Source organism: Streptomyces sp. NPDC002994, assembly GCF_040611155.1.
Classification (GTDB): Bacteria; Actinomycetota; Actinomycetes; order Streptomycetales; family Streptomycetaceae; genus Streptomyces.
Genome location: NZ_JBEXNQ010000016.1, coordinates 89402 through 114160, shown reverse-complemented (window position 1 = coordinate 114160; position 24759 = coordinate 89402). Strand labels below are relative to the sequence as shown.

22 protein-coding genes and 1 tRNA gene are annotated in these 24759 nt (G+C 69.6%); 19 read left to right on the top strand and 4 right to left on the bottom strand.

The window, feature by feature from the left end:
- Positions 1-16: 16 nt before the first annotated feature.
- Entirely contained in the window at positions 17-2029 is a 2013-nt protein-coding gene (locus ABZX79_RS22415; RefSeq protein ID WP_355260355.1) for a glycosyltransferase, read from the bottom strand.
- A gap of 409 nt (positions 2030-2438) precedes the next feature.
- Between ABZX79_RS22415 and rplU the strand changes: the two genes are divergently transcribed.
- The 11 genes from rplU to ABZX79_RS22360 all read left to right on the top strand — a co-directional run bounded on the left by rplU (position 2439) and on the right by ABZX79_RS22360 (position 15462).
- The gene (gene rplU / locus ABZX79_RS22410) at positions 2439-2759 is read left to right on the top strand and encodes a 50S ribosomal protein L21 (protein ID WP_028813461.1); all 321 of its coding nucleotides are present in this window, start codon (positions 2439-2441) and stop codon (positions 2757-2759) included.
- Between the two features lie 12 nt (positions 2760-2771).
- Positions 2772-3029, top strand: a complete 258-nt coding sequence (gene rpmA / locus ABZX79_RS22405; RefSeq protein ID WP_069928781.1) for a 50S ribosomal protein L27 — start codon at positions 2772-2774, stop codon at positions 3027-3029.
- A 132-nt stretch (positions 3030-3161) separates the two neighbouring features.
- On the top strand, positions 3162-4595 hold the full coding sequence (gene obgE / locus ABZX79_RS22400) for a GTPase ObgE (RefSeq protein ID WP_355260350.1): 1434 nt from the start codon (positions 3162-3164) through the stop codon (positions 4593-4595).
- 253 nt (positions 4596-4848) lie between these two features.
- Entirely contained in the window at positions 4849-6348 is a 1500-nt protein-coding gene (locus ABZX79_RS22395) for a bifunctional cytidylyltransferase/SDR family oxidoreductase (RefSeq protein ID WP_355260347.1), read from the top strand.
- Positions 6349-6489: 141 nt separating this feature from the next.
- Complete coding sequence (locus ABZX79_RS22390; protein ID WP_355260344.1) at positions 6490-8613, top strand: hypothetical protein; 2124 nt, start codon at positions 6490-6492, stop codon at positions 8611-8613.
- 164 nt (positions 8614-8777) lie between these two features.
- Complete coding sequence (locus ABZX79_RS22385) at positions 8778-10016, top strand: glycosyltransferase family 2 protein (protein WP_355260341.1); 1239 nt, start codon at positions 8778-8780, stop codon at positions 10014-10016.
- Positions 10017-10208: 192 nt separating this feature from the next.
- The gene (gene proB / locus ABZX79_RS22380; protein ID WP_355260338.1) at positions 10209-11336 is read left to right on the top strand and encodes a glutamate 5-kinase; all 1128 of its coding nucleotides are present in this window, start codon (positions 10209-10211) and stop codon (positions 11334-11336) included.
- Between the two features lie 136 nt (positions 11337-11472).
- A complete protein-coding gene (locus ABZX79_RS22375; protein WP_355260335.1) occupies positions 11473-11958 on the top strand; it encodes a hypothetical protein in 486 nt (161 codons plus the stop codon).
- Positions 11959-12090: 132 nt separating this feature from the next.
- Positions 12091-13416 (top strand): glutamate-5-semialdehyde dehydrogenase, encoded by a 1326-nt coding sequence (locus ABZX79_RS22370; RefSeq protein ID WP_355260332.1) that lies wholly within the window; start codon positions 12091-12093, stop codon positions 13414-13416.
- 68 nt (positions 13417-13484) lie between these two features.
- Positions 13485-14111 (top strand): hypothetical protein, encoded by a 627-nt coding sequence (locus ABZX79_RS22365; protein WP_355260329.1) that lies wholly within the window; start codon positions 13485-13487, stop codon positions 14109-14111.
- Between the two features lie 226 nt (positions 14112-14337).
- Positions 14338-15462, top strand: a complete 1125-nt coding sequence (locus ABZX79_RS22360) for a hypothetical protein (protein ID WP_355260326.1) — start codon at positions 14338-14340, stop codon at positions 15460-15462.
- Between the two features lie 39 nt (positions 15463-15501).
- Here ABZX79_RS22360 and ABZX79_RS22355 read toward each other — a convergent pair whose 3' ends face one another.
- Positions 15502-16587, bottom strand: a complete 1086-nt coding sequence (locus tag ABZX79_RS22355; RefSeq protein WP_355260323.1) for a M48 family metallopeptidase — start codon at positions 16585-16587, stop codon at positions 15502-15504.
- A 218-nt stretch (positions 16588-16805) separates the two neighbouring features.
- Between ABZX79_RS22355 and ABZX79_RS22350 the strand changes: the two genes are divergently transcribed.
- The 6 genes from ABZX79_RS22350 (at position 16806) to ABZX79_RS22325 (ending at position 20657) form a co-directional block, all read left to right on the top strand.
- Positions 16806-16973, top strand: a complete 168-nt coding sequence (locus ABZX79_RS22350; RefSeq protein ID WP_215129926.1) for a hypothetical protein — start codon at positions 16806-16808, stop codon at positions 16971-16973.
- A 38-nt stretch (positions 16974-17011) separates the two neighbouring features.
- Positions 17012-17626: a nicotinate-nucleotide adenylyltransferase gene (gene nadD / locus ABZX79_RS22345; RefSeq protein ID WP_355260320.1), complete on the top strand. Its 615-nt coding sequence runs from the start codon at positions 17012-17014 to the stop codon at positions 17624-17626.
- A 53-nt stretch (positions 17627-17679) separates the two neighbouring features.
- Positions 17680-19326 (top strand): LCP family protein, encoded by a 1647-nt coding sequence (locus tag ABZX79_RS22340; RefSeq protein WP_355260318.1) that lies wholly within the window; start codon positions 17680-17682, stop codon positions 19324-19326.
- A gap of 68 nt (positions 19327-19394) precedes the next feature.
- Positions 19395-19832 (top strand): ribosome silencing factor, encoded by a 438-nt coding sequence (gene rsfS, locus ABZX79_RS22335; RefSeq protein WP_308315699.1) that lies wholly within the window; start codon positions 19395-19397, stop codon positions 19830-19832.
- Positions 19829-20515 (top strand): histidine phosphatase family protein, encoded by a 687-nt coding sequence (locus ABZX79_RS22330; protein ID WP_355260519.1) that lies wholly within the window; start codon positions 19829-19831, stop codon positions 20513-20515. Before rsfS ends, ABZX79_RS22330 begins: the two co-directional genes overlap by 4 nt.
- A gap of 69 nt (positions 20516-20584) precedes the next feature.
- Positions 20585-20657: transfer RNA gene (locus tag ABZX79_RS22325), tRNA-Ala, on the top strand.
- A gap of 28 nt (positions 20658-20685) precedes the next feature.
- Here ABZX79_RS22325 and ABZX79_RS22320 read toward each other — a convergent pair.
- On the bottom strand, positions 20686-21555 hold the full coding sequence (locus tag ABZX79_RS22320; protein ID WP_355260516.1) for a helix-turn-helix transcriptional regulator: 870 nt from the start codon (positions 21553-21555) through the stop codon (positions 20686-20688).
- 226 nt (positions 21556-21781) lie between these two features.
- On the opposite strand from ABZX79_RS22320, the gene ABZX79_RS22315 reads away from it, so the two are divergent.
- Positions 21782-23137 carry an MFS transporter gene (locus ABZX79_RS22315; RefSeq protein ID WP_355260315.1) on the top strand — a complete coding sequence of 452 codons (1356 nt, stop codon included), beginning with the start codon at positions 21782-21784 and terminating at the stop codon, positions 23135-23137.
- Between the two features lie 174 nt (positions 23138-23311).
- Positions 23312-23545, top strand: coding sequence for a hypothetical protein (locus ABZX79_RS22310; RefSeq protein WP_028813478.1), 234 nt, complete (start codon positions 23312-23314; stop codon positions 23543-23545).
- On the opposite strand, the gene ABZX79_RS22305 is transcribed toward ABZX79_RS22310, so the two are convergent.
- A complete protein-coding gene (locus ABZX79_RS22305; RefSeq protein ID WP_355260311.1) occupies positions 23514-24722 on the bottom strand; it encodes a glycosyltransferase 87 family protein in 1209 nt (402 codons plus the stop codon). The two genes, ABZX79_RS22310 and ABZX79_RS22305, sit on opposite strands and share 32 nt — an antisense overlap.
- Positions 24723-24759 lie beyond the last annotated feature (37 nt).

The following is a 24759-nucleotide window of genomic DNA, read 5'->3' as shown; positions in this document are numbered from 1 at the left end:
CGTACTACGGCGGTGGCTAGCGCTTCAGGCGTTCCGCCATGGCCTTGCCCACCCGCACCCGGTCGATCCGCAGGGTGAACTGCTCGCCGCCGGCCGTCGGTCTCGCGTACCAGGGCAGGCCGAGGCGCCGCCACCGGCCGGCTTCCATGTTCGGGCGTGCGGGCACGGGCGCGAGCCAGGCGGCACCGCCCGCTCCCGCCAGCGTCAGGGACGCTGTCCAGGTGCCGGCCGCGAGGCCGGAGACGGGGACGTGCGCGGTGAACCCCTTGTCCCGTGCTGCCCCGCGGGCGGTGACGGCGAAGTCGACGAGTGCGCCCTCCTCGCTGCTCAGCCGTACGCTCAGCGCGCCGAGCGGCAGCGTGGCCAGCTTCCACGAGCCGGTGATCTCCAGAGTCGCCGTATCGGTCTTCGACCAGGCGACACCGTCGATACGGAACTTGTCCGCGACGCGGTGCTTGTTCTCGCCGACATCGACGGTGAGGTTGCTGTACGGCTTGGTGAAGTAGAGGGCGACAGCCATGGTGCCGTCGCCCTGACCCACGACATGCGTGGCCGGCTTGGCGTCGACCTCGGGCAGACGCTTGTTGCCGAAGCGGATCTCGCGGGTGACGCCGTCGGTGTCGAGTGCGACGAAGACGTCCCACAGGCCGCGCGGCAGCCGCCCGCCGTCGGCGACGGAGAGCAGGTCCGCGGTCACGGAGAAGCCCGCGTCGGCGTAGGTGTACGCCCCGCCGTCCTCGTCCGCGCCGAGCCCGGCCGTCCTCGCCGGCTCCGCCGGTACGCGGTGCTCGGCCTTGCTGTCCCGCTCGCGCAGTACCAGCTCGACACCGGTGCGCTCGCCGGGGACGCGCCGCAGGTAGGCGTGGCCGGTCAGCGTCAGCCGGGTGCCGTCGAGCGATACGGAGTCGAGCCGGTGGCGCGCCTGGAGCTCGCGGGTGATGTCGAAACAGGCGTCGGGGATGCTGAGCCCGGTGTCGCGGAAGAACGGCATACGTGCGTACGCACTGCCGTCCTCCACCAGGACATCGGGGGAGGTACCGGCGCTCTTGTGGGCCTGCTCGGCGCGCTCCAGCTCCAGTAGCTCCGTGAGCATGCCGCGCTGGATCAGCTCGCAGCGCAGCCGGGTGATGGCATTGACGCGGGTCTTGAGCGACTCGGGGTACGAGCCCGACAGCATGTCGCGCAGTTCGCCGAGGTTGTTCTCCTGGACCGCGCGATCGGTCTCCCGCTCGATGTGCAGCAGCGCGTGGTACATGTCGATCGTCAGGTGACGGTGCATCAGTGCGTCGCGGTCGGGCCCGGGAGGGACGTTCTCCTCGACCAGGTCGACCATCATGCGCAGGGCGCGGATGCGCTCCTCCGCGCCGCGCGTGGTGACGGTGATGTTCTGGCCGTCGTCCCGCCTGACGATGAAGAGGCATTCGTAGTCGGCGACGACCGAGATGCCGTCGGCACGCAGATAGGCGAGAGCGGTGAAGAGCTGGTCCTCGCACACTTTGTAACCGGTGGGGAAGCGCAGTCCGTGACGCTCGATGAGGTCCCGGCGAAACAGCTTGAGCGGGTTGAGCGCCCAGTACACCCGGGAGCTGAAGACGTCGGTGCGCGGCTGATTCCGTACGAACATCGAGGCGGGCGCGGAGCGTCCGTTGACGCCGACCATCTTGCCGAGCACCACATCGGTCTTGTTCGTCTCGGCGGCCGCGAGCAGCCGCTCAAGGGTCTCTTCGCCGAGGTAGTCGTCGGCGTCGAGGAAGAAGATGTACCGGCCCCTGGCGCGGTCGAGTCCCACATTGCGCGGGGCGGAGGGGCCGCCGGAGTTCTCCTGGTGGATGACCTGGAAGAGCCCCGGGTAGTCGGCGGCGAAGCGCTCCAGCTCTTTGCCCGTGGTGTCGGTGGAGCCGTCGTTGACCGTGATGATTTCCATCCGGTCGTGCCCGATCGACTGCTCGACGACCGAAGTGAGGGTTCGAGTCAGGTAGGGCATGGCGTTGTAGGCGCCGATGATCACGGATATGTCAGGGTTGGTCACAGGTGATTCCCCGTTCCGGCGGCTCGATGAGCTCTGCCGCGAACGCGGGAAGGGCCGGCCGCCGTGCTACCGGCCCTTGCAGGACCTATTGGACGCGATGAAGATCTTCACGTGAAGGTACTTCATGTGAGGGCGGAGTGAAGTCTTCCGACTCGCCTGTACCTGCCTGAACCCATCGGCGCCGCGCCCCTCGCCCGGCCGCGGTGGGGCCGGTTTGACCCCTCAACACGGGGCCCGTACTCTTGACCGTCGGCGTGTTTTTGTGCACGCCATCTCCTGAGCACCTCCCTTCCGGCACTCCTTCGGTGTGCTGTTAGAGGCCGCTCGTCCATTCGGATTCGTCGCGGGCCCCGGCCCGTGCGAGCGGCTGGCATCAGGGGTCCCCGTCCCGAGCGAAAGAGAGATCAGCGTGTACGCCATCGTGCGCAGCGGTGGTCGCCAGCACAAGGTTGCTGTCGACGACATCGTTGAGGTTGACAAGATTCCCACGGCCAAGGTTGGCGACACGGTCGAGCTCTCGACCCTGCTCGTGGTCGACGGCGACTCCGTCACCAGCGACCCGTGGGTTCTGGCCGGCATCAAGGTCACCGCCGAGGTCGTGGACCACCACAAGGGTGCCAAGATCGACATCCTTCGGTACAAGAACAAGACCGGCTACCGCCGTCGCCAGGGTCACCGCCAGCAGTACACGGCGATCAAGGTCACCGGTATCCCCACGGCTGCGAAGTAAAGGGACTGAGACATGGCACACAAGAAGGGCGCATCGTCCACTCGGAACGGTCGCGATTCCAATGCCCAGCGGCTCGGCGTGAAGCGCTTCGGCGGTCAGGCCGTCAACGCCGGTGAGATCCTGGTCCGCCAGCGCGGCACCCACTTCCACCCGGGCTCGGGCGTCGGCCGTGGTGGCGACGACACGCTGTTCGCGCTCGCCGCCGGTGCGGTGGAGTTCGGCACGCACCGTGGCCGCAAGGTTGTGAACATCGTTCCGATCGCCGAGTAATTCCGGCTTTCGTCGAGCGGTACGCACAGCACTTTCCGAGGGCGGACGCACTTTCCCGGGTAACGGGGAAGCGCGGCCGCCCTTGGCGTGTTACGTATGTAGACATTTCCGTATGTACTGGAGGACCCACCCATGACCACCTTCGTGGACCGCGTCGAACTGCATGTCGCCGCGGGTAACGGAGGCCACGGCTGCGCCTCCGTACACCGTGAGAAGTTCAAGCCGCTCGGCGGCCCGGACGGCGGCAACGGCGGGCGTGGCGGCGACGTCACCCTCGTCGTCGACCAGTCCGTGACCACCCTGCTGGACTATCACCACAGCCCCCACCGCAAGGCCACCAACGGCCAGCCCGGCGCGGGCGACAACCGCTCCGGCAAGGACGGCCAGGACCTGATCCTGCCCGTCCCCGACGGCACGGTCGTCCTGGACACGGACGGCAACGTCCTGGCCGACATGGTCGGCCACGGCACGACGTACGTCGCCGGTGAGGGCGGCCGCGGCGGCCTCGGCAACGCGGCGCTGGCCTCGGCCCGCCGCAAGGCGCCCGGCTTCGCTCTGCTCGGTGAGCCGGGCAAGGGCGGCGACATCGTCCTGGAGCTCAAGACCGTCGCCGACGTGGCGCTGGTCGGCTACCCGAGCGCCGGCAAGTCCTCGCTGATCTCCGTACTCAGCGCGGCCAAGCCGAAGATCGCGGACTACCCGTTCACCACGCTCGTACCCAACCTCGGTGTCGTCACGGCGGGTTCGACCGTCTACACGATCGCGGACGTGCCGGGTCTGATCCCCGGCGCGAGCCAGGGCCGTGGCCTGGGCCTGGAGTTCCTGCGGCACGTCGAGCGCTGCTCGGTGCTCGTGCACGTACTGGACACGGCGACTCTTGAGTCCGACCGTGACCCGCTGACCGACCTCGATGTGATCGAGGAGGAGCTGGCGCAGTACGGCGGCCTGGGCGACCGGCCGCGTGTGGTGGTCCTCAACAAGATCGACATCCCGGACGGCAAGGAACTCGCGGAGATGATCCGCCCGGACCTGGAGGCGCGTGGTTACAGCGTCTACGAGGTGTCGGCGGTCGCGCACATCGGCCTCAAGGAGCTGTCCTTCGCGCTGGCCGAGGTCGTTGCCAAGGCGCGCGCGGCGAAGCCGAAGGAGGAGTCGACCCGGGTCGTCATCCGTCCGAAGGCCGTCGATGACGCGGGCTTCACGATCACCGAGGAAGACGGCGTCTACCACGTGCGCGGCGAGAAGCCGGAGCGCTGGGTGCGCCAGACCGACTTCAGCAACGACGAGGCCGTGGGCTACCTCGCGGACCGTCTCGCGCGCCTCGGCGTCGAGGACAAGCTGATGAAGGCCGGTGCGCGTGCGGGTGACGCGGTGGCGATCGGTTCGGAGGACAACGCGGTTGTCTTCGACTGGGAGCCGACGGTGATGGCGGGTGCGGAGATGCTCGGCCGCCGTGGTGAGGACCACCGCCTGGACGTTCCGCGTCCGGCGGCGACGCGGCGCCGGGACCGCGAGGCGGAGCGCGACGACCCGCAGCGCGAGTACGACGAGTTCAAGCCCTTCTAGGGGCTGCGCGGGGCCCCGGCGGGCGAGCGATGTCACCTGTGGCATCGGTCACGGCCGGGGCCTGCGGCGCTTTGGGGCTCCGCTCCGGACCCCGCTCCTCAAACGCCGGAAGGGCTGGAAGGTCGCGCGGGACGCACCGCAGGCGTACCCCCGGTTTCGTACAGGTGTCGCCCGGGGGACGTCCACCTTGCGAGACCGTCACGGAGAGTGCGACCATCACCCTGTCTCCCAGCCCTCGCAAGGTAGGTCGTCTGTGTCTGTGCAGCCCATAGCCAAGCCCCGAACCACAGCAGTAGTGCTCGCCGGTGGTACCGGTCAGCGTGTGGGTCTGTCGATCCCCAAGCAGCTGCTGAAGATCGCAGGCAAGGCGGTCATCGAGCACACGCTGTCGATCTTCGAGCAGGCGGAAGGCATCGACGACATCATCGTTCTCATGGCGCCGGGCTACGTGCCCGACGTCGAGAAGATCGTCGCCAAGGCCGGCCTCACCAAGGTCACCAAGGTCATCGAGGGCGGTGCGACGCGCAACGAGACCACCGAGCGCGCCATCTCCGCGCTCGAGGAAGGGCTCGCGGAAGGGGAGGACCGTAACGTCCTCTTCCATGACGCGGTGCGTCCCCTCCTGTCACAGCGCGTGATCCAGGACTGTGTCGACGCGCTCGACCGCTACCAGGCGGTCGACGTCGCCATCCCGTCCGCGGACACGATCATCGTGACGCGTACGCACGGCGGCGACGGCGAGTTCATCACCGAGGTCCCGGACCGGTCCCGGCTGCGCCGCGGCCAGACCCCGCAGGCCTTCAAGCTGAGCACCATCCGCAGGGCGTACGAAGTCGCCGCCGGTGACCCGAACTTCCAGGCCACCGACGACTGCTCGGTCGTGCTCAAGTACCTGCCCGACGTGCCGATCTACGTCGTCGCGGGTGACGAGTACAACATGAAGGTGACGCAGCCGGTCGACGTCTTCATCGCCGACAAGCTGTTCCAGCTCGCCTCCACCGCCGCCCCGCAGCAGGCCGACGAGGCCGCGTACCGCGAGCTGCTGGCCGACAAGACGCTGGTCGTCTTCGGTGGTTCGTACGGCATCGGCGCGGACATCGCGACCCTCGCCGAGCAGTACGGCGCCAAGGTGTACGCGCTGGGCCGCTCCACCACCGGTACGCATGTCGAGAACCCCGAGCACGTCGACGAGGCCCTGTCGAAGGCGTACGCGGAGACCGGCCGTATCGACTACGTGATCAACACGGCGGGCGTGCTCCGCATCGGCAAGCTGGCCGAGACGGACAACACGACCATCCAGGAAGCGCTGAACGTCAACTACCTGGCCCCCGTGCAGATCGCCCGCGCCTCGCACAAGTACCTCGCCGAGACCAAGGGCCAGCTGCTGCTCTACACCTCCAGCAGCTACACCCGCGGCCGCGCTGAGTACAGCCTCTACTCCTCCACCAAGGCCGCCATGGTGAACCTCACCCAGGCCCTCGCGGACGAGTGGGCGGGCGACGGCGTGCGCGTGAACTGCGTGAACCCGGAGCGCACGGCGACGCCGATGCGCACCAAGGCGTTCGGTGACGAGCCCGCGGGCTCGCTGCTGTCCTCCGAGGCCGTGGCGCGTACGTCGCTGGACGTGCTGCTCTCGGAGCTCACCGGTCACGTCATCGACGTACGGCAGGTGGACCCGACCCGTGGCGCGTCCGAGGCGTCGGGCTTCGAGCAGGCACTGGCCGCCGTCCTGGACCGTCAGGAAGATGTGTAATACTGCTTGACAATCCAAGATTCGGGCCTCTGTAGTCGCCAAGCAGCGATATGCAGAGGCCCGACTTCGTGGAGCTGGGCTTCACATTTCCGTTTCCCTTTGCACCGTAAATAACCGGCACCCCTCTGGAGCAGGTTCTTCGTGATTTCGACCGCCATCCGGCTGGCCCGCGTGGGCAGCGGATCCGAACTGGCCGCCGCCACCGTCATCGCACTGGGGTATCCGTGCATGATGCTGGCCGCGCTGATCCCCAGCCTCTGGTTCTTCGCGGCCGCAGTCGCCGCGACGTACCTCGCGGATCAGCATCTGCACCAGCGCGGCAGCTACTTGATCAATCGCCTCGGCAAGGTCCGGGCCGGTCTCTCGATCCGCTTCCTGGTGCGCCAGCTGCTGCTGATCCTGCTGCTGGCCCGCATGCAGCTGGCCGAGCAGACGATCTTCTACGTGACGATCGCCTCGCTGCTGCTTTTCTACGCGCTCCAGGCGCCGCACGGCGCGCTCGTCACGCTGATCCGCCTGCGTCGCAGGATGCCGGTGGTGACCCGCAACATCGACCTCGGCAAGCTGCGCATTCCGGCGGCCCCGCCCAAGCAGTTGCTGAACCGGTCCGCCGAGAAGATGCTGCACCTCGACGTCTTCGCGGTCGCGGGTGTGCTGATCGCCGTCAAGAGCGGTGAGAACGCCGTCGGTTACGCGGGCCTCGCGCTCACCGTGGCCCTGGCCGTCACCTACGTCGTGGTGCTGATGCCGTACCTGCGGCGCGGCCGCCGCGTCCCGACGACGGAAAAGGTCCTGGAGGGCATCGACGAGTGGCTGCGTGACTACCGCCCGACCACGGTCCTGTACTTCTCCGGCTCCCGTGAGTCGGCGTACCAGGTCAACATGTGGCTCGAAACGATGAAGCAGCTCGACGGCAGGCCGCTGATCGTCCTGCGCGAGCGCCACATCGTGCCGCAGCTCGGCCCGACGTCGGTGCCGGTGATCTGCGTTCCGAGCGCCACGCACCTGATGAACATGGACCTGTCCACGGTGCGGGTCGCGCTCTACGCCGCCAACGTCGGCAAGAACATCCACATGCTGCGCATCCCCACCATGAAGCACGTCTTCATCGGGCACGGCGACAGCGACAAGGTCGCGAGCATCAACCCGTTCAGCAAGGTGTACGACGAGGTGTGGAGCGCCGGCCGGGCCGGCCGCGACCGCTACGCCCTCGCCGACGTCGGCGTCCGCGACGAGGACATCGTCGAGGTGGGGCGCCCGCAGCTGGCCCCGATCCAGACCTGGGGCGGTACGCCGAAGAATCCGGTTCCCACCGTGCTTTACGCCCCCACTTGGGAGGGCTGGGACGACAACCCGGGCAACACCTCGATCCTGCTGGCCGGCGAGAACATCGTCAGGCGCCTGCTGGAGGCCGAGAAGCCCGTCAGGGTGCTCTACAAGCCGCACCCCTTCACCGGGACGCGCAGCCCCAAGGCGAAGGCCGTGCACGCCCGTATCACCGCCATGGTGGAGGCGGCGGCCGCCGAGCGCGCCACCGACACCCGCTGGGCGCAGGACGCCACCGCGCTCCAGGCGGAGCAGGCCGCGGCGAAGGCCGAGCTGGCCCGTATCGAGGCACGCCTCGGCGAGCTGGGGGCCAAGAGCAAGGGCGGCGCCAAGAACGGCAAGGACGAGGCTGAGATCTCGCGTGACGCGCTGCCCGATCCGGCGCGCGAGGCCGAGCTGGCGAAGCTCAGGGACGAGTGGAACGCCGCGTACTGGCGCTCGTTCGGGTGGTGGGAGCACCGGGTCATCACCGGCGCCGAGCCGCGCCTGTACGACTGCTTCAACGAGTCGGACGGCATGGTCTCCGACATCTCCAGCGTGGTGTCGGACTTCATCGCGAGCGGCAAGCCGTACGCCGTGACCGACTCCGCCGAGCTGGGCGTCGAGGAGTTCAAGCAGCAGAACACCGCCGTACGCGCCGCCGTCATCCTCAACAACGGTGCTGAGCAGCTCGACGAGCTGCTCGCGGCCATCACGGGTGGCGAGAGCGCCGACACGCTGGCTCAGGCGCGGCGCGAGCTGAAGGCGTACCTGCTGGGTCCCGACGAGCCGGCGTCCATCGTGCAGTTCAACGACGCCGTACGGGCCCTGGCGGCCAAGTCCGAGGCCCGCAACCACGGCGTGGCGCAGCGCACCGGCGTCGAGGTAGCCGTCACCGCGGCGGACCCGAGTGACTCGGCTCCGGAGTCGAACGGGATCGACTCGACTGTGGCGGGCTGACCTCCGACACCTGGTCGATACCCGGACAAAGGTCGAAAACCGGCCCGGTAGGACGTCTTTTTGAGACGTTCTGCCGGGCCGTTGGTGCGCGGTGTGGTGAGCGTCACGTGGAAAAGTGACGATGGTGAACAACCCCACCGATGTGCCGAGTGTCTTGGATGTCGATGAACGAGAATGAGACGGGTGTGGACGTAGCCGGTATTCCCGATGTGACAGTGATCATCGGGGCTTATGAGGCGATGCCGTACTTGATCCCCTGCTTGGAGTCGGTCGAAGCTCAGACGCTGGGCGCAGACCGCATTGAGATCGTGGCCGTCAATGACGGCTCGACCGACGGGACCGGAGAGTATCTCGACGAGTTCGCAGCCAGGACCAAGGTGCCTACGCGCGTGGTCCACCAGGAGAATTCCGGTGGACCCAGCAAGCCCCGCAACGTAGGGCTCGACATGGCGCGCGGCCGCTATGTCTTCTTTCTCGACGCCGACGACTACCTCGGTGACGAGGCGCTGGAGCGGATGGTCGCGATGGCCGACCGCAACGGCACGGACGTCGTGCTGGGCAAGATCGAGGGCATCGGACGCGGCGCGCCGAAGTCCATGTTCGGCCGCACCCTTGAGCGTACGGACCTCTTCTCCTCCAACATCAAGTTCACGCTCAGCGCGGAGAAGCTCTTCAGGCGCGAGCTGCTGGAGAAGCACAAGATGCGCTTCGATCAGCAGCTGTATACCGGCGAGGACGCGCGATTCACCCTTGAGGCATATGTACGGAGTGCCGGGGTTTCGATCATCGCCGACTACGTCTGCCTGTACATCGTGCGCCGAGACGACGGCAAGCACATCACGCAGAGCGGCAGTTACGCGATGCGCTTCGACTCGGCGACGGCCCTGATGGACCTGATCGCCGAGTTCTTCCCGCCCGGCGAGAAGCGGGACGAGCTGATGATCCGGCCCTTCGTGATCACGCTGCTCCCGCAGTTCGACCACCGCTGGCTGAAGTCGAAGGCCGAAACGCGCGAGGACAAGCTGGACCTTGCGCGGCCGCTCATGGAGAAGTACTGGACGCCGGGCGTGGCCCGCCGGCTGAAGGTGCCCGAGCGGCTGCGGATGCATTACGTTGCCGAGGGCCGGGCGGATCTCCTGGAGGACCACCTGAAGTTCCTCGAGGCGAAGGAAGTGCCCGAGGTGATCCGCAAGGGCTCCGCGGGCAAGCCGTACCTCGCGTACCCGCACTTCGGGGACAAGAAGGCGGGCGTACCCGACGAGATGTTCGCGGTCACGGTCTCGGAGATGGTCGGCGGGGTGCGGGTGACCGCCCCCAAGGCCGCCATCAGGCCCACGCCGTCCTTCGCGCGGCGCGTGGTGCGCAAGCTGCGCAGGATGGCGCGCGGCGTGCTCCGTTCCTGACGGAGGGTCTCCCGGCCTCTGGTTCGCGTCCCGAGTCCTCCTGGAATCAACGGACATGAACCAGAGGCGGCGTCCGCCCGCAGGCCCAAGTCCGTCCAGCGGGCGGAATGCGGAGGCGGCGTCCGCAGCTGCTCACGTACATTGCGAGGAGAATTACGGGGAGAACCGGGCGAGCAAGAGTGGGGACCGTACGTGTCAGGGGCAAGGCAGAGCGTCGCAGAGGCCCGCAGGATCGTCGTCAAGGTCGGCTCCTCCTCACTGACCACGGCGTCGGGGGGCCTCGACGCCGACCGGGTCGACGCCCTCGTCGACGTACTGGCCAAGACGCGCAGCGGCGGTGAGAAGGAGATCGTGCTCGTGTCGAGCGGCGCCATCGCCGCCGGGCTCGCACCCCTCGGCCTCGCCCGCCGGCCCAAGGACCTCGCCAGGCAGCAGGCGGCCGCCAGCGTCGGCCAGGGCCTGCTCGTGGCCCGCTACACCGCCTCCTTCGCGCGCTACGGCGTGCGCGTCGGCCAGGTGCTGCTGACGACCGACGACACCAGCCGCCGCGCCCACTACCGCAACGCCTACCGGACGCTGGACCAGCTCCTCGCCATGGGCGCGGTCCCGGTCGTCAACGAGAACGACACTGTCGCCACGGACGAGATCCGCTTCGGCGACAACGACCGGCTCGCCGCCCTCGTCGCCCATCTCGTACGGGCCGACCTGCTGGTGCTCCTGTCGGACGTGGACGGGCTGTACGACGGCGACCCCAGCCTCCCCGGCACCACACGCATCGCCGAGGTGCGCGGCCCGGAGGACATCGCGCACGTCTCCATCGGCAGCGCGGGCAAGGCAGGCGTCGGCACCGGCGGCATGGTGACCAAGGTCGAGGCCGCCCGTATCGCCGCGGCCGCCGGCATCCCCGTCGTCCTCACCTCCGCCAGCCAGGCCGCCGACGCCCTCGCGGGCCGGGAAACGGGCACCCACTTCCACAGCACGGGCCGCCGCAGCGCCGACCGGCTGCTGTGGCTCGCCCACGCGTCGACGCCGCAGGGCGCGCTCACGCTCGACGACGGGGCGGTACGGGCCGTGGTGGAGCGGCGTACGTCGCTGCTGCCGGCCGGGATCGCCGGGGTCGAGGGCGAGTTCAGCGCCGGTGACCCGGTGGAGCTGCGGGACACGGCGGGCGTGGCCGTCGCCCGCGGGCTCGTCAACTACGACGCCAAGGAAATCCCGCAGCTGCTCGGCCGCTCCACCCGCGACCTGGCGAAGGAGCTGGGGCCCGCGTACGAGCGTGAAGTCGTACACAGGGACGATCTGGTTGTTCTCCACCCCTGAAACGGCTGAAAGACCGGTCTCGTGGCAGAGACCTTCATGAAAACCGTCACGCGCCGGGCCCAGGACTGGTCAACTTTGTTGCGGGGGACACGGCAGCGCGGGGTACAGCACAGCAACGCATTACAGGAGGCCGCCGGTGAGACGAGCGCGTCCGGGGGCGCTGCCCCGAGGGACGGCCGAGCGAGCCCTGACCAGTGTCGGGGCGGGAGCAGACTTCGGCGACGCCACCGAACCCGACCAGGGGCCGGCTCCCGGCCGGGAGGTCCACGGCACGCGGGAGGCGTCGAGGCTCTGGCACATCACCCTCAGCGTCTCGGGCGCCGAGGCTCCGCTGCAGGAGGTCAGGCGTGGCCTCGAACAGCTCGCCCACGACCATCCCTTCCTGCTGACCAGCAGATACGCCAACGATCACGCGGAGATCCGCTACTGGGAAGAGGCGCGAGACCTGCACGACGCGGCGGCGGTCGCGCTGCGGCTGTGGGGGGAGCACCGGTCGACGTCGAAGCTGCCGCCGTGGGAGATCGTGGGCCTGGAGGTCATCGACCGGGACACCTACCACCAGCGGATCGCCGAGGGGTACGGTCCGCCGCCGGCGGCCCCGGTGGGCGTACATCCGTACTGACTGCTGTGATGCTTGGGGCCGACGGGGCCGACGGGGCTTGGTGGGGCTGACGGGGGCGGGCGCGGTGGACGGGTCGTCTCGCGGAGCGGGATACCCGGTGGATGCCCACAGGGAGCGCATTACCCTGCGGGTATGACCTCGCACTCTCCTCTCGCCGACGCGACGCCCGCCGACGCGCCCCTCGCCGACACGACCGCGGCCGGGTCCCCGGTCACGCTGACCGCCCGGCGGGCCCGCGCCGCCGCCGACGCGATCGCGCCACTTCCGCGCTCCGCCAAGGACGCCGCGCTGCTGGCCGTCGCCGACGCGCTGGTGGCCCGTACGGACGAGGTCGTCGAGGCCAACGCCCAGGACGTCGCCAAGGCGCGCGCCGCCGGCACGAGCGAGACGGTCATCGACCGGCTGACGCTGACCCCCGAGCGGATCGCCGCCATCGCCTCCGACGTCCGGGACGTGGCCGCGCTGCCCGACCCGGTCGGCGAGGTCGTACGCGGCTCCACCCTGCCCAACGGCATCGACCTGCGGCAGATCCGCGTGCCGCTCGGCGTCGTCGGGATCATCTACGAGGCCCGGCCGAACGTGACCGTGGACGCCGCCGCGCTGTGCCTCAAGTCCGGCAACGCGGTGCTGCTGCGCGGCTCGTCGTCGGCGTACGCCTCCAACACCGCGCTCGTCGGCGTCGTGCGCGACGCGATCGCCGGGGCCGGCCTGCCCGCCGACGCCGTGCAGCTCGTGCCGGGGAAGTCGCGCGTCTCGGTACGGGAGCTGATGCGCGCCCGGGGTCTGGTCGACGTCCTGATCCCGCGCGGCGGCGCGTCGCTGATCCGTACGGTCGTCGAGGAGTCCACCGTCCCCGTCATCGAGACGGGCACCGGAAACTGCCACGTCTACGTGGACGCCGAGGCCGACATCGACATGGCCGTCGACATCCTCGTCAACTCCAAGGCGCAGCGGCCCAGCGTCTGCAACGCCGCCGAGACGCTCCTCGTCCACCAGGACATCGCGGCCGCCTTCCTGCCGCGCGCCCTGGACGCGCTCGCCGAGGCGGGCGTCACGGTCCACGGTGACGAGCGGGTGCTGCCGTACGCCGAGGGGTCCAAGGTGTCGGCCGTGGCGGCCACGGAGGAGGACTGGGAGACCGAGTACCTGTCGTACGACATCGCCGCCGCCGTCGTCGACTCGCTGGACGGCGCCGTCACCCACATCCGCCGCTGGACCTCCGGGCACACCGAGGCGATCGTCACGACCTCGCAGGCCGCGGCCCGGCGCTTCACCCAGCTGGTGGACTCGACGACGGTCGCGGTGAACGCGTCCACACGCTTCACTGACGGCGGTCAGTTCGGTTTCGGCGCCGAGATCGGGATTTCGACGCAGAAGCTGCACGCGCGCGGTCCGATGGGGCTGCCCGAGCTGACCTCGACGAAGTACATCGTGACGGGCGACGGTCACACGCGTTAGCGAATCCGGCGCACGCATCGTTCGCACGTTCTCTGCCCAAAACGAGCGTCCAGGTCTACGCTGAACGAGTGCCGGACGACGTGGGGGGCAGGCCGTTCCAGGACGGCTGGGACCCTGAGGACCCTGTCGACCGCGGAGGCGCGGACGAGGACTTCGCCTCCGTGGTGTTCGACGAGGACTTCGTACGGGCCGCCGAGGTCCATGAACCGACCGCTGTGGAGCGGCTGTTGTCGGCCGCCCAGGCGCGCGCCGATGCCGAGGCGACCAGAGCGAGGGCCGGCAAGGTCTCCCCGGACGACGATCTCTTCGACGACGGGTACGGCTCCGAGTACGGCGCCCGCGATCCCCGTCACGACGGCGCGTACGGGCCGCTGGACGGCGACGGTGAGTACGGCGAGTACGACGGGGAGTACGACGGCGGCAGGGGCCCGTACGGGCGGCACGGCGGCGCCCTGCGCCCGTACCGGGGGCATGCGCGCTGGCACCGGCCGGTGGCCTGGATCCTGGCCCTGCTGATGGGCATCGGGATGGTGGCGCTCGCCTTCACCGCGGTCTACCGGGGGGCGGCGTCCGGCGGGCGCGAGGACCAGGTGCCGGTGCCCGCTACGAGCGACAACTCCCGGACCGGCGGTCCCTCGGCCTCCGCCGAGTACTCCGCGCCGGCCGCGCCGGCGGTCCCGCGCACCACGCCCTGACATGCGATCGCCCTGGTACGTGAGAACTCGCCAGAAGTTCTCACGTACCAGGGCGTTTAGCTTCGGGGCCATCGACCTACCCTGAAGTTGTGACCCCTCCCCCAGGGGGGCTTCTCACTTGTCCGCGCATGCGAACTCATGACGGACAGGCCCTGCCCGACGCCTCGCGGCTGTAGCGGAGCGTAGTGCATCGACTTCCGGTGGGTGGCGGAGATCGGGAGAAGTCATGGCAAGCCGCGGAGAGCCGCCAGAAGGTCCACCCGAGGGCCTCCCGGGTGGCAGCGACGACGAATACCGGTCCGTCGTCTTCGACGAATCGTTTGTGCGGGCTGCCCGCCTCCAGGAGTACTCCGCCCAGGAACGACTGGACGATCACGAGAAGGCGGTACGGAGCCGGCCTGCCTGGAAGGCCCGGGCCGCCGGCATGGGCGGCGGCGAAGGCCGCAAGGGCGGCTCGGGGCCGAAGCAGGCGCTGGTGCTCGTCCTGCTCGTCGCGATCGCCTTCGGCACGGCGATCTACATGGGCGTACGCCACCCCTACCAGCCGCCGACAGCCACGCGCGCGGGGCTGATGCGGACGACGGTCATACCGCTGGCTCCGGAGGGCACAGTGCCGGGCGGCGAGCCCGCCAAGCTCTTCGATCGCAGCCCGGCCGCGCAGTTCCGGACGGGCGCCGAGGGCATCACGCTGCCGTCCGCGCGGCGCACCGCGCACTTCTCGGAGGGGCAGGTGATGGCCGCGCTGACCATCGCGAAGGACTACCTGGTCGAGTCGTCCCTCGACCCGGACGTACTGAAGGGCTCCACGGTCCGCCCGGTGCGCACCCTGCTCGATCCCGACCAGCTGACCCAGTTCGACCGCAGCTTCGACGCCCCGGCCGACGACGGCAGGCACGCGGCCACGGGGTGGCTGGTCCGCTTCGACCCGACGAAGGTGACGCTCGCAAGCCCGCAGGCGCGCGTACAGGGCGTACTGCGCGTCGAGGAGACGCAGTCCCACCGCCTGGAAGTGACCTCGGACCACACCTTTGTGTACGCGATGCGGCCGGCGAAAGCCTCCGAGTCCGACGAGAGCGCGTCGCTGTTCACCGTGCGCCGGGAGCTGCACTTCGGCTTCGACCGCGACGACCTGCGGATGCACCGGGCCGAGCTGCTCGTGTCGTACGTCCAGGCCGGGCCCCAGGCGTGCTCCGCCGACGCGGCGGGCCATCTGCGGCCCGTTCTGGCCGGGCAGCGGGCCACCGCCGAGGGCCCCGCCGGGACCGACCCGTACGCGACGGGCCGGGCCACGGCGGCGCTCTGCGGCGCGCTCGCCCCGGGCGCGATGCCGAGCCCGGGGGGCGGTGGCTAGCCCGTGGGCCGGTGGCTCAGGGCGTCCGGGGGGGCGACGCTACGGAGCGTCGGGGCCGGGGCCCTTGCCCGTGTCGCTGCCGTTGTTGCTGCTGCCGCTGCTGCCGCCGCCGGTGAACTTGTCCCGCAGCTTGCCGCCCAGGTCGCCCGCGCCGCCCGCGAGGTCGCCCACGAGCTTCATCAGCGGGTCCTTGCTCGTGCGTACCGTGTCGGCGTAGTGCGAGGCGGACTCGCGGAAGGAGTCCGTGACGGAGGTGTCGCCGTCCTCGTCGCGCTTCGGGTAGTGGCCGTCCATGATCCGCTGGTAGTCGCGGCTCTCCGCCCACTTCTTCAGCTCGGCGGCCCGTACCGTCGTGAACGGGTGCGAGCGCGGCAGCACGTTGAGGATCTTCAGCACGGAGTCGCGCAGGTCACCGCCCGCTTCGTACTCGTCGGCCTGCGCCAGGAACGCGTCCACGTTCATCTCGTGCAGGTGGTTGCCTCCGGCGATCTTCATCAGGCCGCGCATCGACGACTGGAGGTCCTGGCCGACCAGCAGACCGGCGCGGTCGGCGGAGAGCTCCGACTTGCGGAACCACTCGCGCAGCGCCGTCACGATCGCCATGATCGCGATGTTGCCGAGCGGGATCCAGGCGACCTTGAGCGCCAGGTTCGTGAGGAAGAGCAGGATCGTCCGGTAGACGGAGTGCCCGGACAGGGCGTGGCCCACCTCGTGGCCGACGACCGCCCGCATTTCCTCCTCGTCGAGCAGCTCGACGAGGCCCGTGGTGACCACGATGATCGGCTCGTCCAGACCGATGCACATGGCACCCGGCTTCGGATCCTGCGTGACGTACATCGGAGGGACCTTCTTCAGGTCCAGGATGTAACAGGCGTCCAGCAGCATCGCGTGCAGATGCGCGAACTGGGCCTCGCTCACGCGCACCGAGTCGGAGAGGAACAGCAGCCGCAGGCTGCGCTCGGGGAGCAGCCCGCTCAGTGCCTTGAACACCGTGTCGAAGCCGGTCAGCTTGCGCAGGGCCACCAGGGCCGAGCGGTCCGCCGGATGTTCGTACGCCCGGGAGGAGATGTCCGGGAAGCGCCGGCGATTGCGGCTCGGTACGTTCTCGTGATTGCCGTCGGTCATGGGTGGCCCCCTGTCTACGAGTGTTTCCCGTCCCCCGGACTTGCCTCAGCGTATGTGCTCGTGTGTGCTCACGTGCGGCGCGCTCGGCCGGTTCCTGGAGCCGGACAATGCGTGAACGTCTGAGTCGGCGTGAGCGTGCCCGTGCGGCCCGCATACGATGTCGGGGAACTCTCCGAAGTTCTCCGCCCCGCTCCGACTCCCGATAGGTCCTGCCGAACATGAGCCTCCACAGCACCGCTGTCTCCCTCGTGACCCTTGCCTCCGGTGACGGCGGCGAGCACGGCGGGAACCACGAATCCCTCAACCCGTACCTCACCGGTGGCGGCGCGCTCCTCGCGCTCCTGGTGCTGCTGTGGATCACCACGCGCTTCAACCGCGACCGCTGAGGAAGGGCCGCGAGAGAGGGCCAGTAGGCTCTGCACGCATGGGAGAGCAGCAAAAGCCGAGCGGTCCTGGCAAGCGCCGACTCGGCGTGATGGGCGGGACGTTCGATCCGATCCATCACGGACACCTGGTGGCCGCCAGTGAGGTGGCCGCCCAGTTCCACCTCGACGAGGTGGTGTTCGTACCGACCGGGCAGCCGTGGCAGAAGAGCCACAAGCACGTGTCCCCGGCCGAGGACCGCTATCTGATGACGGTCATCGCGACGGCGTCCAACCCGCAGTTCTCGGTGAGCCGGATCGACATCGACCGTGGCGGTCCGACGTACACCATCGACACACTTCGGGATCTTCGCGAGCTGAACAGCGACTCGGATCTCTTCTTCATCACCGGCGCCGACGCGCTCGCCCAGATCCTCACGTGGCGGGACGCGGAGGAGCTGTTCTCGCTCTCCCACTTCATCGGTGTGACCAGGCCCGGCCACGACCTGACGGACGACGGGCTGCCCAAGGGAGGCGTCTCCCTTGTGGAGGTGCCGGCCCTGGCGATCTCGTCGACCGACTGCCGGGCGAGGGTCGCGGCGGGTGAGCCTGTCTGGTATCTCGTTCCGGACGGTGTCGTCCGCTACATCGACAAGCGCGCGCTGTACCGCGACTGAGCGGGCCGGCCCGGCAGTACGGGGAGCACAGACAAGCAGGGAGAGGGGCACCGGTGAACGACCGACAGTACCCGTACGACCCGTACGCGCAGGATCCGTACGCCCAGCAGCCGGAGATCATCGGCTACGACGCGTACGGGCAGCCGGTGTACCAGCAGGCGCAGCAGCAGCAGTCACAGGAACAGCCGCCGCAGCAGCAGTACGACGCGCAACAGCAGCAGGGGTACGGCTATGACCCGTACGCCCAGCAGCAGCATCAGCAGCAGCCGTCGTACGACCCGTACGCGCAGCAGCAGTACGGGTACGTCGACACCGCTCAGCAGCAGCAGTGGATCCCGCAGCAGGCCGCTCCCGCTCCTCAGGCGGAACCCGAACCGGAGCCGGACCCCGAGCCCGCTCCCGTGTCCGCCCGTGTGCCCGTTCCCGAGCAGCGCCGGCCCGAGCCCGGGTACGCGACCGAGCAGTTCTCCTTCGTCGAAGAGCCGGACGAGAACTCCGAAGACGTCATCGACTGGCTGAAGTTCACCGAGAGCCGCACCGAGCGCCGCGAGGAAGCCAGACGCCGCGGCCGTAACCGCGTCGTCTCCCTGGTCGTCGCTCTGACCCTCGTCGTCGCGGGCGGCGTCGGCTACCTCTGGTACGCGGGACTGCTGCCCGGCGTCGCGGGCAAGGGGGACGCTCCGGGCACCGCGTCGGGCCCGGAGAAGCGCGATGTGATCGCGGTGCACCTGCACACCACGCAGGGGGCCACCTCGACCGCGCTGCTCGTGGACAACACCACCACGGGGCAGGGCACCACCGTCCTGCTCCCGAACTCGCTCTCCGTCGCGAACGACGACGGCACCACGACCACGCTCGCCAAGTCCGTCGACGACGACGGTTCGACGGGCACGCGCGAGGCGATCGGTTCCGTACTCGGGACGAAGATCAGCGGCACCTGGCGGCTCGACACCCCGTACCTGGAGAACCTCGTCGAGCTGGTCGGCAACATCGACATCGACACCGACACCGATGTGCCCGACACCAAGAAGGGCGCGACGCCCGTGGTGCGGCAGGGCAAGGAGCAGACGCTGAGTGGCCGGATGGCCGTCGCGTACGCCACCTACCGGGCGCCGGGCGAGGCCGAGGCCAAGCAGCTCCAGCGGTTCGGGCAGGTCATGCAGGGCGTACTGAAGAAGATCTCGGACGACCCGCAGGCGGCGACCACCACCGTCCGCACGCTGGCGCAGATCCTCGACCCGTCGCTGCCCGAGAAGGACCTCGGTGCCTCCCTCGCCAAGCTCGCCGAGCACGCCAAGCGCGGCAAGTACAAGACGGCGCAGCTGCCGGTCCAGCCCGACGGCAAGCTGAGTGATTCCGCCGCCGACAGTGTGGTGAAGGACATCCTCGGCGGCTCGGCCAGCAGCCCGGAGCAGGGCGCGGCCGTGCGGGTCGGCGTCAAGAACGCCCAGGGGAACCCGGACGCCACCGAGACCGCCAGGATTGCCCTGATCACCGGTGGATACGCGTTCGTGGACACCGGCAAAGCCACCGCTGTGGTCACATCGTCGCAGGTCAGCTATGGCGACGAGGCGCAGAAGCCGGAGGCCCTGGAGGTCGCGAAGACGCTGGGTCTGCCGGTGGAAGCGGTGCGCAAGGGCAAGGCCGCCGCGAACGCCGATGTGACGGTCGTACTGGGCCAGGATTTCGAGGCGAAGTAATCCCGTCGGGGCTGTCGGCGGTCCGTGAGACCCTGGGGGTATCTCTGACCGCCGACGAAAGCCTGCTAGTGACCGCCACTGACCGTTCCATCGAGCTCATCAACGCCGCCGCTCAGGCGGCCGCAGACCGGCTCGCGCACGACATCATCGCGTACGACGTCAGCGATGTGCTGTCCATCACCGACGCCTTCCTGGTCGCTTCGGCGCCCAACGACCGCCAGGTCAAGTCGATCGTCGACGAGATCGAGGAGCGGCTGAACAAGGACCTCGGCGTCAAGCCCGTCCGTCGCGAGGGCGACCGCGAGGCCCGCTGGGTGCTTCTCGACTACGTCGACATCGTCGTCCACGTCCAGCACAGCGAGGAGCGTGTCTTCTACGCTCTGGAGCGCCTGTGGAAGGACTGCCCCGAGATCTCCCTGCCCGAGGACGCCGTCAAGACCCGCGGCCTGGCCGAGGAGCACGCGAAGTCGCGTGCGGCCGGTGATGTGGACGGAGACCTGAGCTGAACGGCAGCGACACCGGCGGCGACACCGGGACTGGCACCGTCAAGAAGAACCGGGGTCGCCGGATCGTCCTGTGGCGGCACGGCCAGACGTCGTGGAATCTGGAGCGCCGCTTTCAGGGCAGCACCGACATCGAGCTGACCGAGACCGGCGTCGCCCAGGCGCGCCGGGCCGCCAGGCTGCTCGCCTCCTTGAAGCCGGACGCGATGATCGCGTCCGACCTCAAGCGGGCGTCGGCCACGGCCGGCGAGCTGTCGGCTCTGACCGGCCTCGACGTGACCCACGACGCCGCGCTGCGCGAGACGTACGCGGGTGCCTGGCAGGGCCTGACGCACGACGAGATCATCGGGCGGTTCGGCGAGCAGTACGCGGCGTGGAAGCGCGGCGAGCCGGTGCGGCGCGGCGGTGGCGAGCTGGAGACGGAGGTCGCCGACCGGGCGGCTCCTGTCGTGCTCGCGCACGCCGACAAGCTGGCAGACAACGGCACGCTCGTCGTCGTCAGCCACGGCGGCACCATCCGCACCACCATCGGCCGGCTCCTGGGTCTGGAGTCGTACCACTGGGAGGGCCTTGGCGGGCTCTCCAACTGCTGCTGGTCGGTGCTGGGCGAAGGCGCCCGCGGCTGGCGGCTGCTGGAGCACAACGCCGGGACGCTCCCGGAACCGGTGCTCGGCGACGACGACTGACGGATTTCACTTATCCCAGGTCGCAGGCTAAAGTTCTTCTTGTTCGCAGCGCACAGCGCAGAGAACAGCGGGGCTATAGCTCAGTTGGTAGAGCGCCTGCATGGCATGCAGGAGGTCAGGAGTTCAATTCTCCTTAGCTCCACAATCGCAATCAGGATCCCGGTTCCTCCTCACAGGAGGGGCCGGGATTTCTTGTTGTACCGGTGCAGGGACTCCATCTGCTGCCGGCTCTCCTCGTCGACGGGTGTGTAGGCGACGATCCGGCATTCCGGCATTCCGTTGATGGACAGCGATACCGACGTCATCCGTATCTCACCTACCGCTTCGTGCCGGAAGGTCTTCACGTGCGGGCCCGGCGGGACGACATCACCGCTCTCCCACAGCCCGGCGAAGTACGGACTGGCCGCGGAGAGACGGCGGATGAACGTCTCCCAGACCGGCTCGCCCACGTGCCGTCCGTACGCGCTGCGCAACTGCGCGACCATCCTGGGCAGTTCGTCCTCCCGGAAGACCAGCGGGCAGGCCGGCTCGGGCACGGTGAAGAGCTCCCACAGAGCGTTGCGTACGGCGGATCCCGGCTCCGGTACGCGAGGTACGCGCGGCATGCCGAACAGACCGCGATAGGCGTCGTTGGTCGCCAGGATGTCGTAGCGCGTGTTGTAGACGACGGCCGGGCGCGGGGAGAGGGCGTCGATGATGCCCTGGATCTCCGGGCTGACGCTCTGGACATCCGCCTCACGGTCCGGGGCGTAGGGCACCTCGGCCAGATGGTAGAGATGCTCCCGCTCCGGCTGGTCGAGCCGGAGCGTACGCGCCACGGCGTCCAGGACCTGCGCCGAGGCGTTGATCGGACGGCCCTGCTCCAGCCAGGTGTACCAGGTGACGCCGACCCCGGAGAGCTGCGCGACCTCCTCGCGGCGCAGCCCGGGCGTACGGCGGCGCAGGCCCGGTGGCATGCCGACGTCCTCCGGGGTCACCCGGGCCCGCCGACCGCGCAGGAAGGCGGCCAGCTCCGGTCTGCGCCGCTGAGCCGTGGTCATCGTCGTCATGCCCCCCATGGTCGTCGCGCTGCCCGTCCCTTGCCAGGTGCTGTCAGTACCAGCATCAGCGGGCTCTCGTTACCCGTACCGGACTGGCGTCAGGCTCGGCACCATGACGACAACCTCCCCGGCGAGTCACAGTCCAAGTCCCGTATCCAGTAAAGGCCCTGCCACTGACAATTCCCCTCGAGCCGCGCGTGCGCGGCCGGGGCTGCTGCTCGCGGTCGTGCTCGCCGCGCAGTTCATGGCGCTGCTCGACGTCTTCATCGTCAACGTCGCCGCCCCCACCATCCGCACCGAACTGGGCGCGTCGGGCGCCGGGTTGCAGATGGTCGTCGCCGGTTACACCGTCGCGTACGCCGTCCTGCTGGTCACCGGCGCCAGGCTCGGCGACCTGCTCGGGCACCGTCGCGCCTACCTGGGCGGCCTCGCGTTGTTCACCGTGGCCTCGCTGGCCTGCGGACTGGCCGCCGGCACCGGCCAGTTGATCGCCTTCCGGCTGGTCCAGGGCGCGGGCGCGGCGCTGATGATCCCGCAGGTGCTGAGCGTGATCCAGCGCAACTTCGAGGGCGAGGCGCGGGCCAAGGCGCTCGGCGCGTACTCGGCCGTGCTCGCCACCGGGGCCGCCGCCGGTCAGGTGGTGGGCGGGGTGCTGGTCAGCGCCGACCTGTTCGGCACGAGCTGGCGCCCGGTGTTCCTGGTGAACGTTCCCATGGGCGTCGTGCTGCTGTTCCTCGGTACGCGCCTGCTGCCGCGCGACCGCCGCGGCGAGCCGGAACGCGCGCGTGGCCTCGACGTGCCGGGGCTCGTGCTGCTCGCCGCCGCTGTGACGCTGTTCACCGTGCCGCTGGTGCTCGGGCAGGAGGACGGCTGGCCGTTGGCGGCCTGGCTGTCCCTGGCGGCCTCTGGGGTGCTGTTCGCGGGCTTCCTGGCGTACGAGTCACGGCTGGCCGCGCGCGGCGGCGCGCCGCTTATCGCGCCCAGGGTGCTGCGGATTCCGGGCATGGGGCTCGCGGCCCTGCGGATCGTCGTGGTGATGGCGGTGAACGCGGGCTTCCTCTTCGTGCTGACCCTGTACGTCCAGGGCGGGCTCGGGTATTCGGCCCTCCGCGCGGGGCTCACGTTCGCGCCGGCGGCGGTGCTCTTCGGACTCGTCGGGCTGACGTGGCGGCGCTGGCCCGCCCGACTGCAAGGGATGCTGGCCCCGGGCGGGTTCGTGCTGGCGGCACTGTCCTGTGTCGCCGTCGGTCTGGTGATGCGGGACGGCGGCAGCGGAGGGCCCGGGATGTACGCCGTCTTCGCGGGCGCGGGGGCCGGCATGGCGCTCGGCTTCAGCCCGACGCTCACGGGTGCGCTCGCGACCGTACGGCCCGAGGACGCGGCGGATGCCAGCGGGCTGCTCGTCACGCTCACCCAGCTGGGGCAGTTGCTCGGAGTCTCGACATTCGGCACTCTCTTCCTGAACCGGCTGAATGCGCCGGGGGCGTATGCGTACGCGGATGCGCTGTGGGTATGCGCTCTTGCGCTGGCTGCCGCGTCCCTCTTCGGCGCTGTGGCAGGCCTCCTGCGCTCACGCCACTGACCCCCTTGCGGAGCCATGGCAGAATCGGGACCGCCGGAGGGGGACGACGGCCTGATGGGGAGGGAGAGCGCGATGCCCGCGAGCAGCCTCGACGCGGTCCGTGGTCTGCCCGGCAGCGACAACGGAGGTATCGCGTACGTGTGCACGGCCTGCCGCCACACCTGGAACTGAGTGATGGGCGCACACAGGCGGAAATGCGACTGGTGCGGCAGTGGCACGCCCATCGTCAGGGACATGGAACCGGTCAACGCCGACTACCAGTACTGGTGCGAGGAATGCGCCCGGGCGCTGATCATAAAAGGCGACCCCATCGAGACGTACCGCGAGCTCGAAGGAGAGCCGATCTACGGTCGGCTGCTCGACGAACACTGCACGCTCAAGCGCTTCTATTCGTTCGCCACAGCCTGAGCAGTGTGAGCAGCGCGGCGAGGGCCGTGAGCGGGTAGAGCGCCGACAGCGCCATCTGCCCGGCGTTCTGGGTGAGTTCGAGCCGTCCCGCACCGTGTGGCACCCACCACAACGCGTACGAACAGAAGACCGTCGCTGTCACCGCCGCCGCTGCTGTGCTGCCGCGCGTTCCCAGGAACAGCACCACGGGCACGCACCACACCCAGTGGTGCGACCACGACACCGGGCTGACGAGCAGTGCGGTCAGCGCGCACGCGACCACCGCGCCGGCCCGCTCGCCGCGCCGTTCGGCGGACACGGCGACGGCGAGGCCCGCCACGGCGGCCAGGACGGCGGCCACGGCCCACCAGGGGCCCGGATCGCCCGTGTGCAGCAGCCGGGCCAGTACGCCGCGCAGGGACTGGTTGGCGGTGTCTTCGGCGTGGCCCACCCGGCCCGCCTGGAAGACCATCCCCGTCCAGTAGCGGCGCGAGTCGTGCGGCAGGACGGCCGCGGCCGTCACGGTGGCCGCGAGGAAGACCGCCGCGGCTGTCCCGGCCTGCCGGAGCCAGGGGTTCGGGACCCGGCGTACGGCGCCCCTTGCCCGTACCAGACCGGTGATCAGGAGGAAGACCGCGAAGAGCGCCGGTGTGAGCTTCACCGCAGCGGCGAGGCCGATGCCCACGCCCGCCCACCGGTGGCCGTCGCGGCGGGTGAGGTCCCAGAGCACGGCTGCCGCGAGCAGCAGATTGACCTGCCCGTACCGCAGCGTCGTCCACACCGGCTCGCACCAGACGGCGAGCGCGGCGGTCAACAGGACGGCGGTGGCGCTCTCGCGACCCACCAGACGCAGCGAGAGACGGACGAACGCGACGAGGAGGACGAGGTTCCCGGCGGTGGCGAGAGCGCGCATCCCGTGGACGTCGAGAAGCGTCAGCGGGGTGAACATCAGGGCCGCGAAAGGCGGGTAGGTGGTCGGCAGGTTCGCCCGGGTGGCGCGCATCGCGTAGAGGTCCTGGCCGGCCCGTACGGTCTCGCCCTCGGCCCGGTAGACCATGAGGTCGATCATCGAGACGCCGGCGGCGCGCTGGGCGGCCCAGAAGGCCGCGAAGGAGATCAAGCAGACCGAGGCGGCGACGAGTATCGGCCGCCGGGCAAGGGTGTGGCGGGCGGCGGCGGTCTGCGCGGTCACGGTCACGCAAGCTGACAGTACCGGGCGTATGGGGACAGAACGG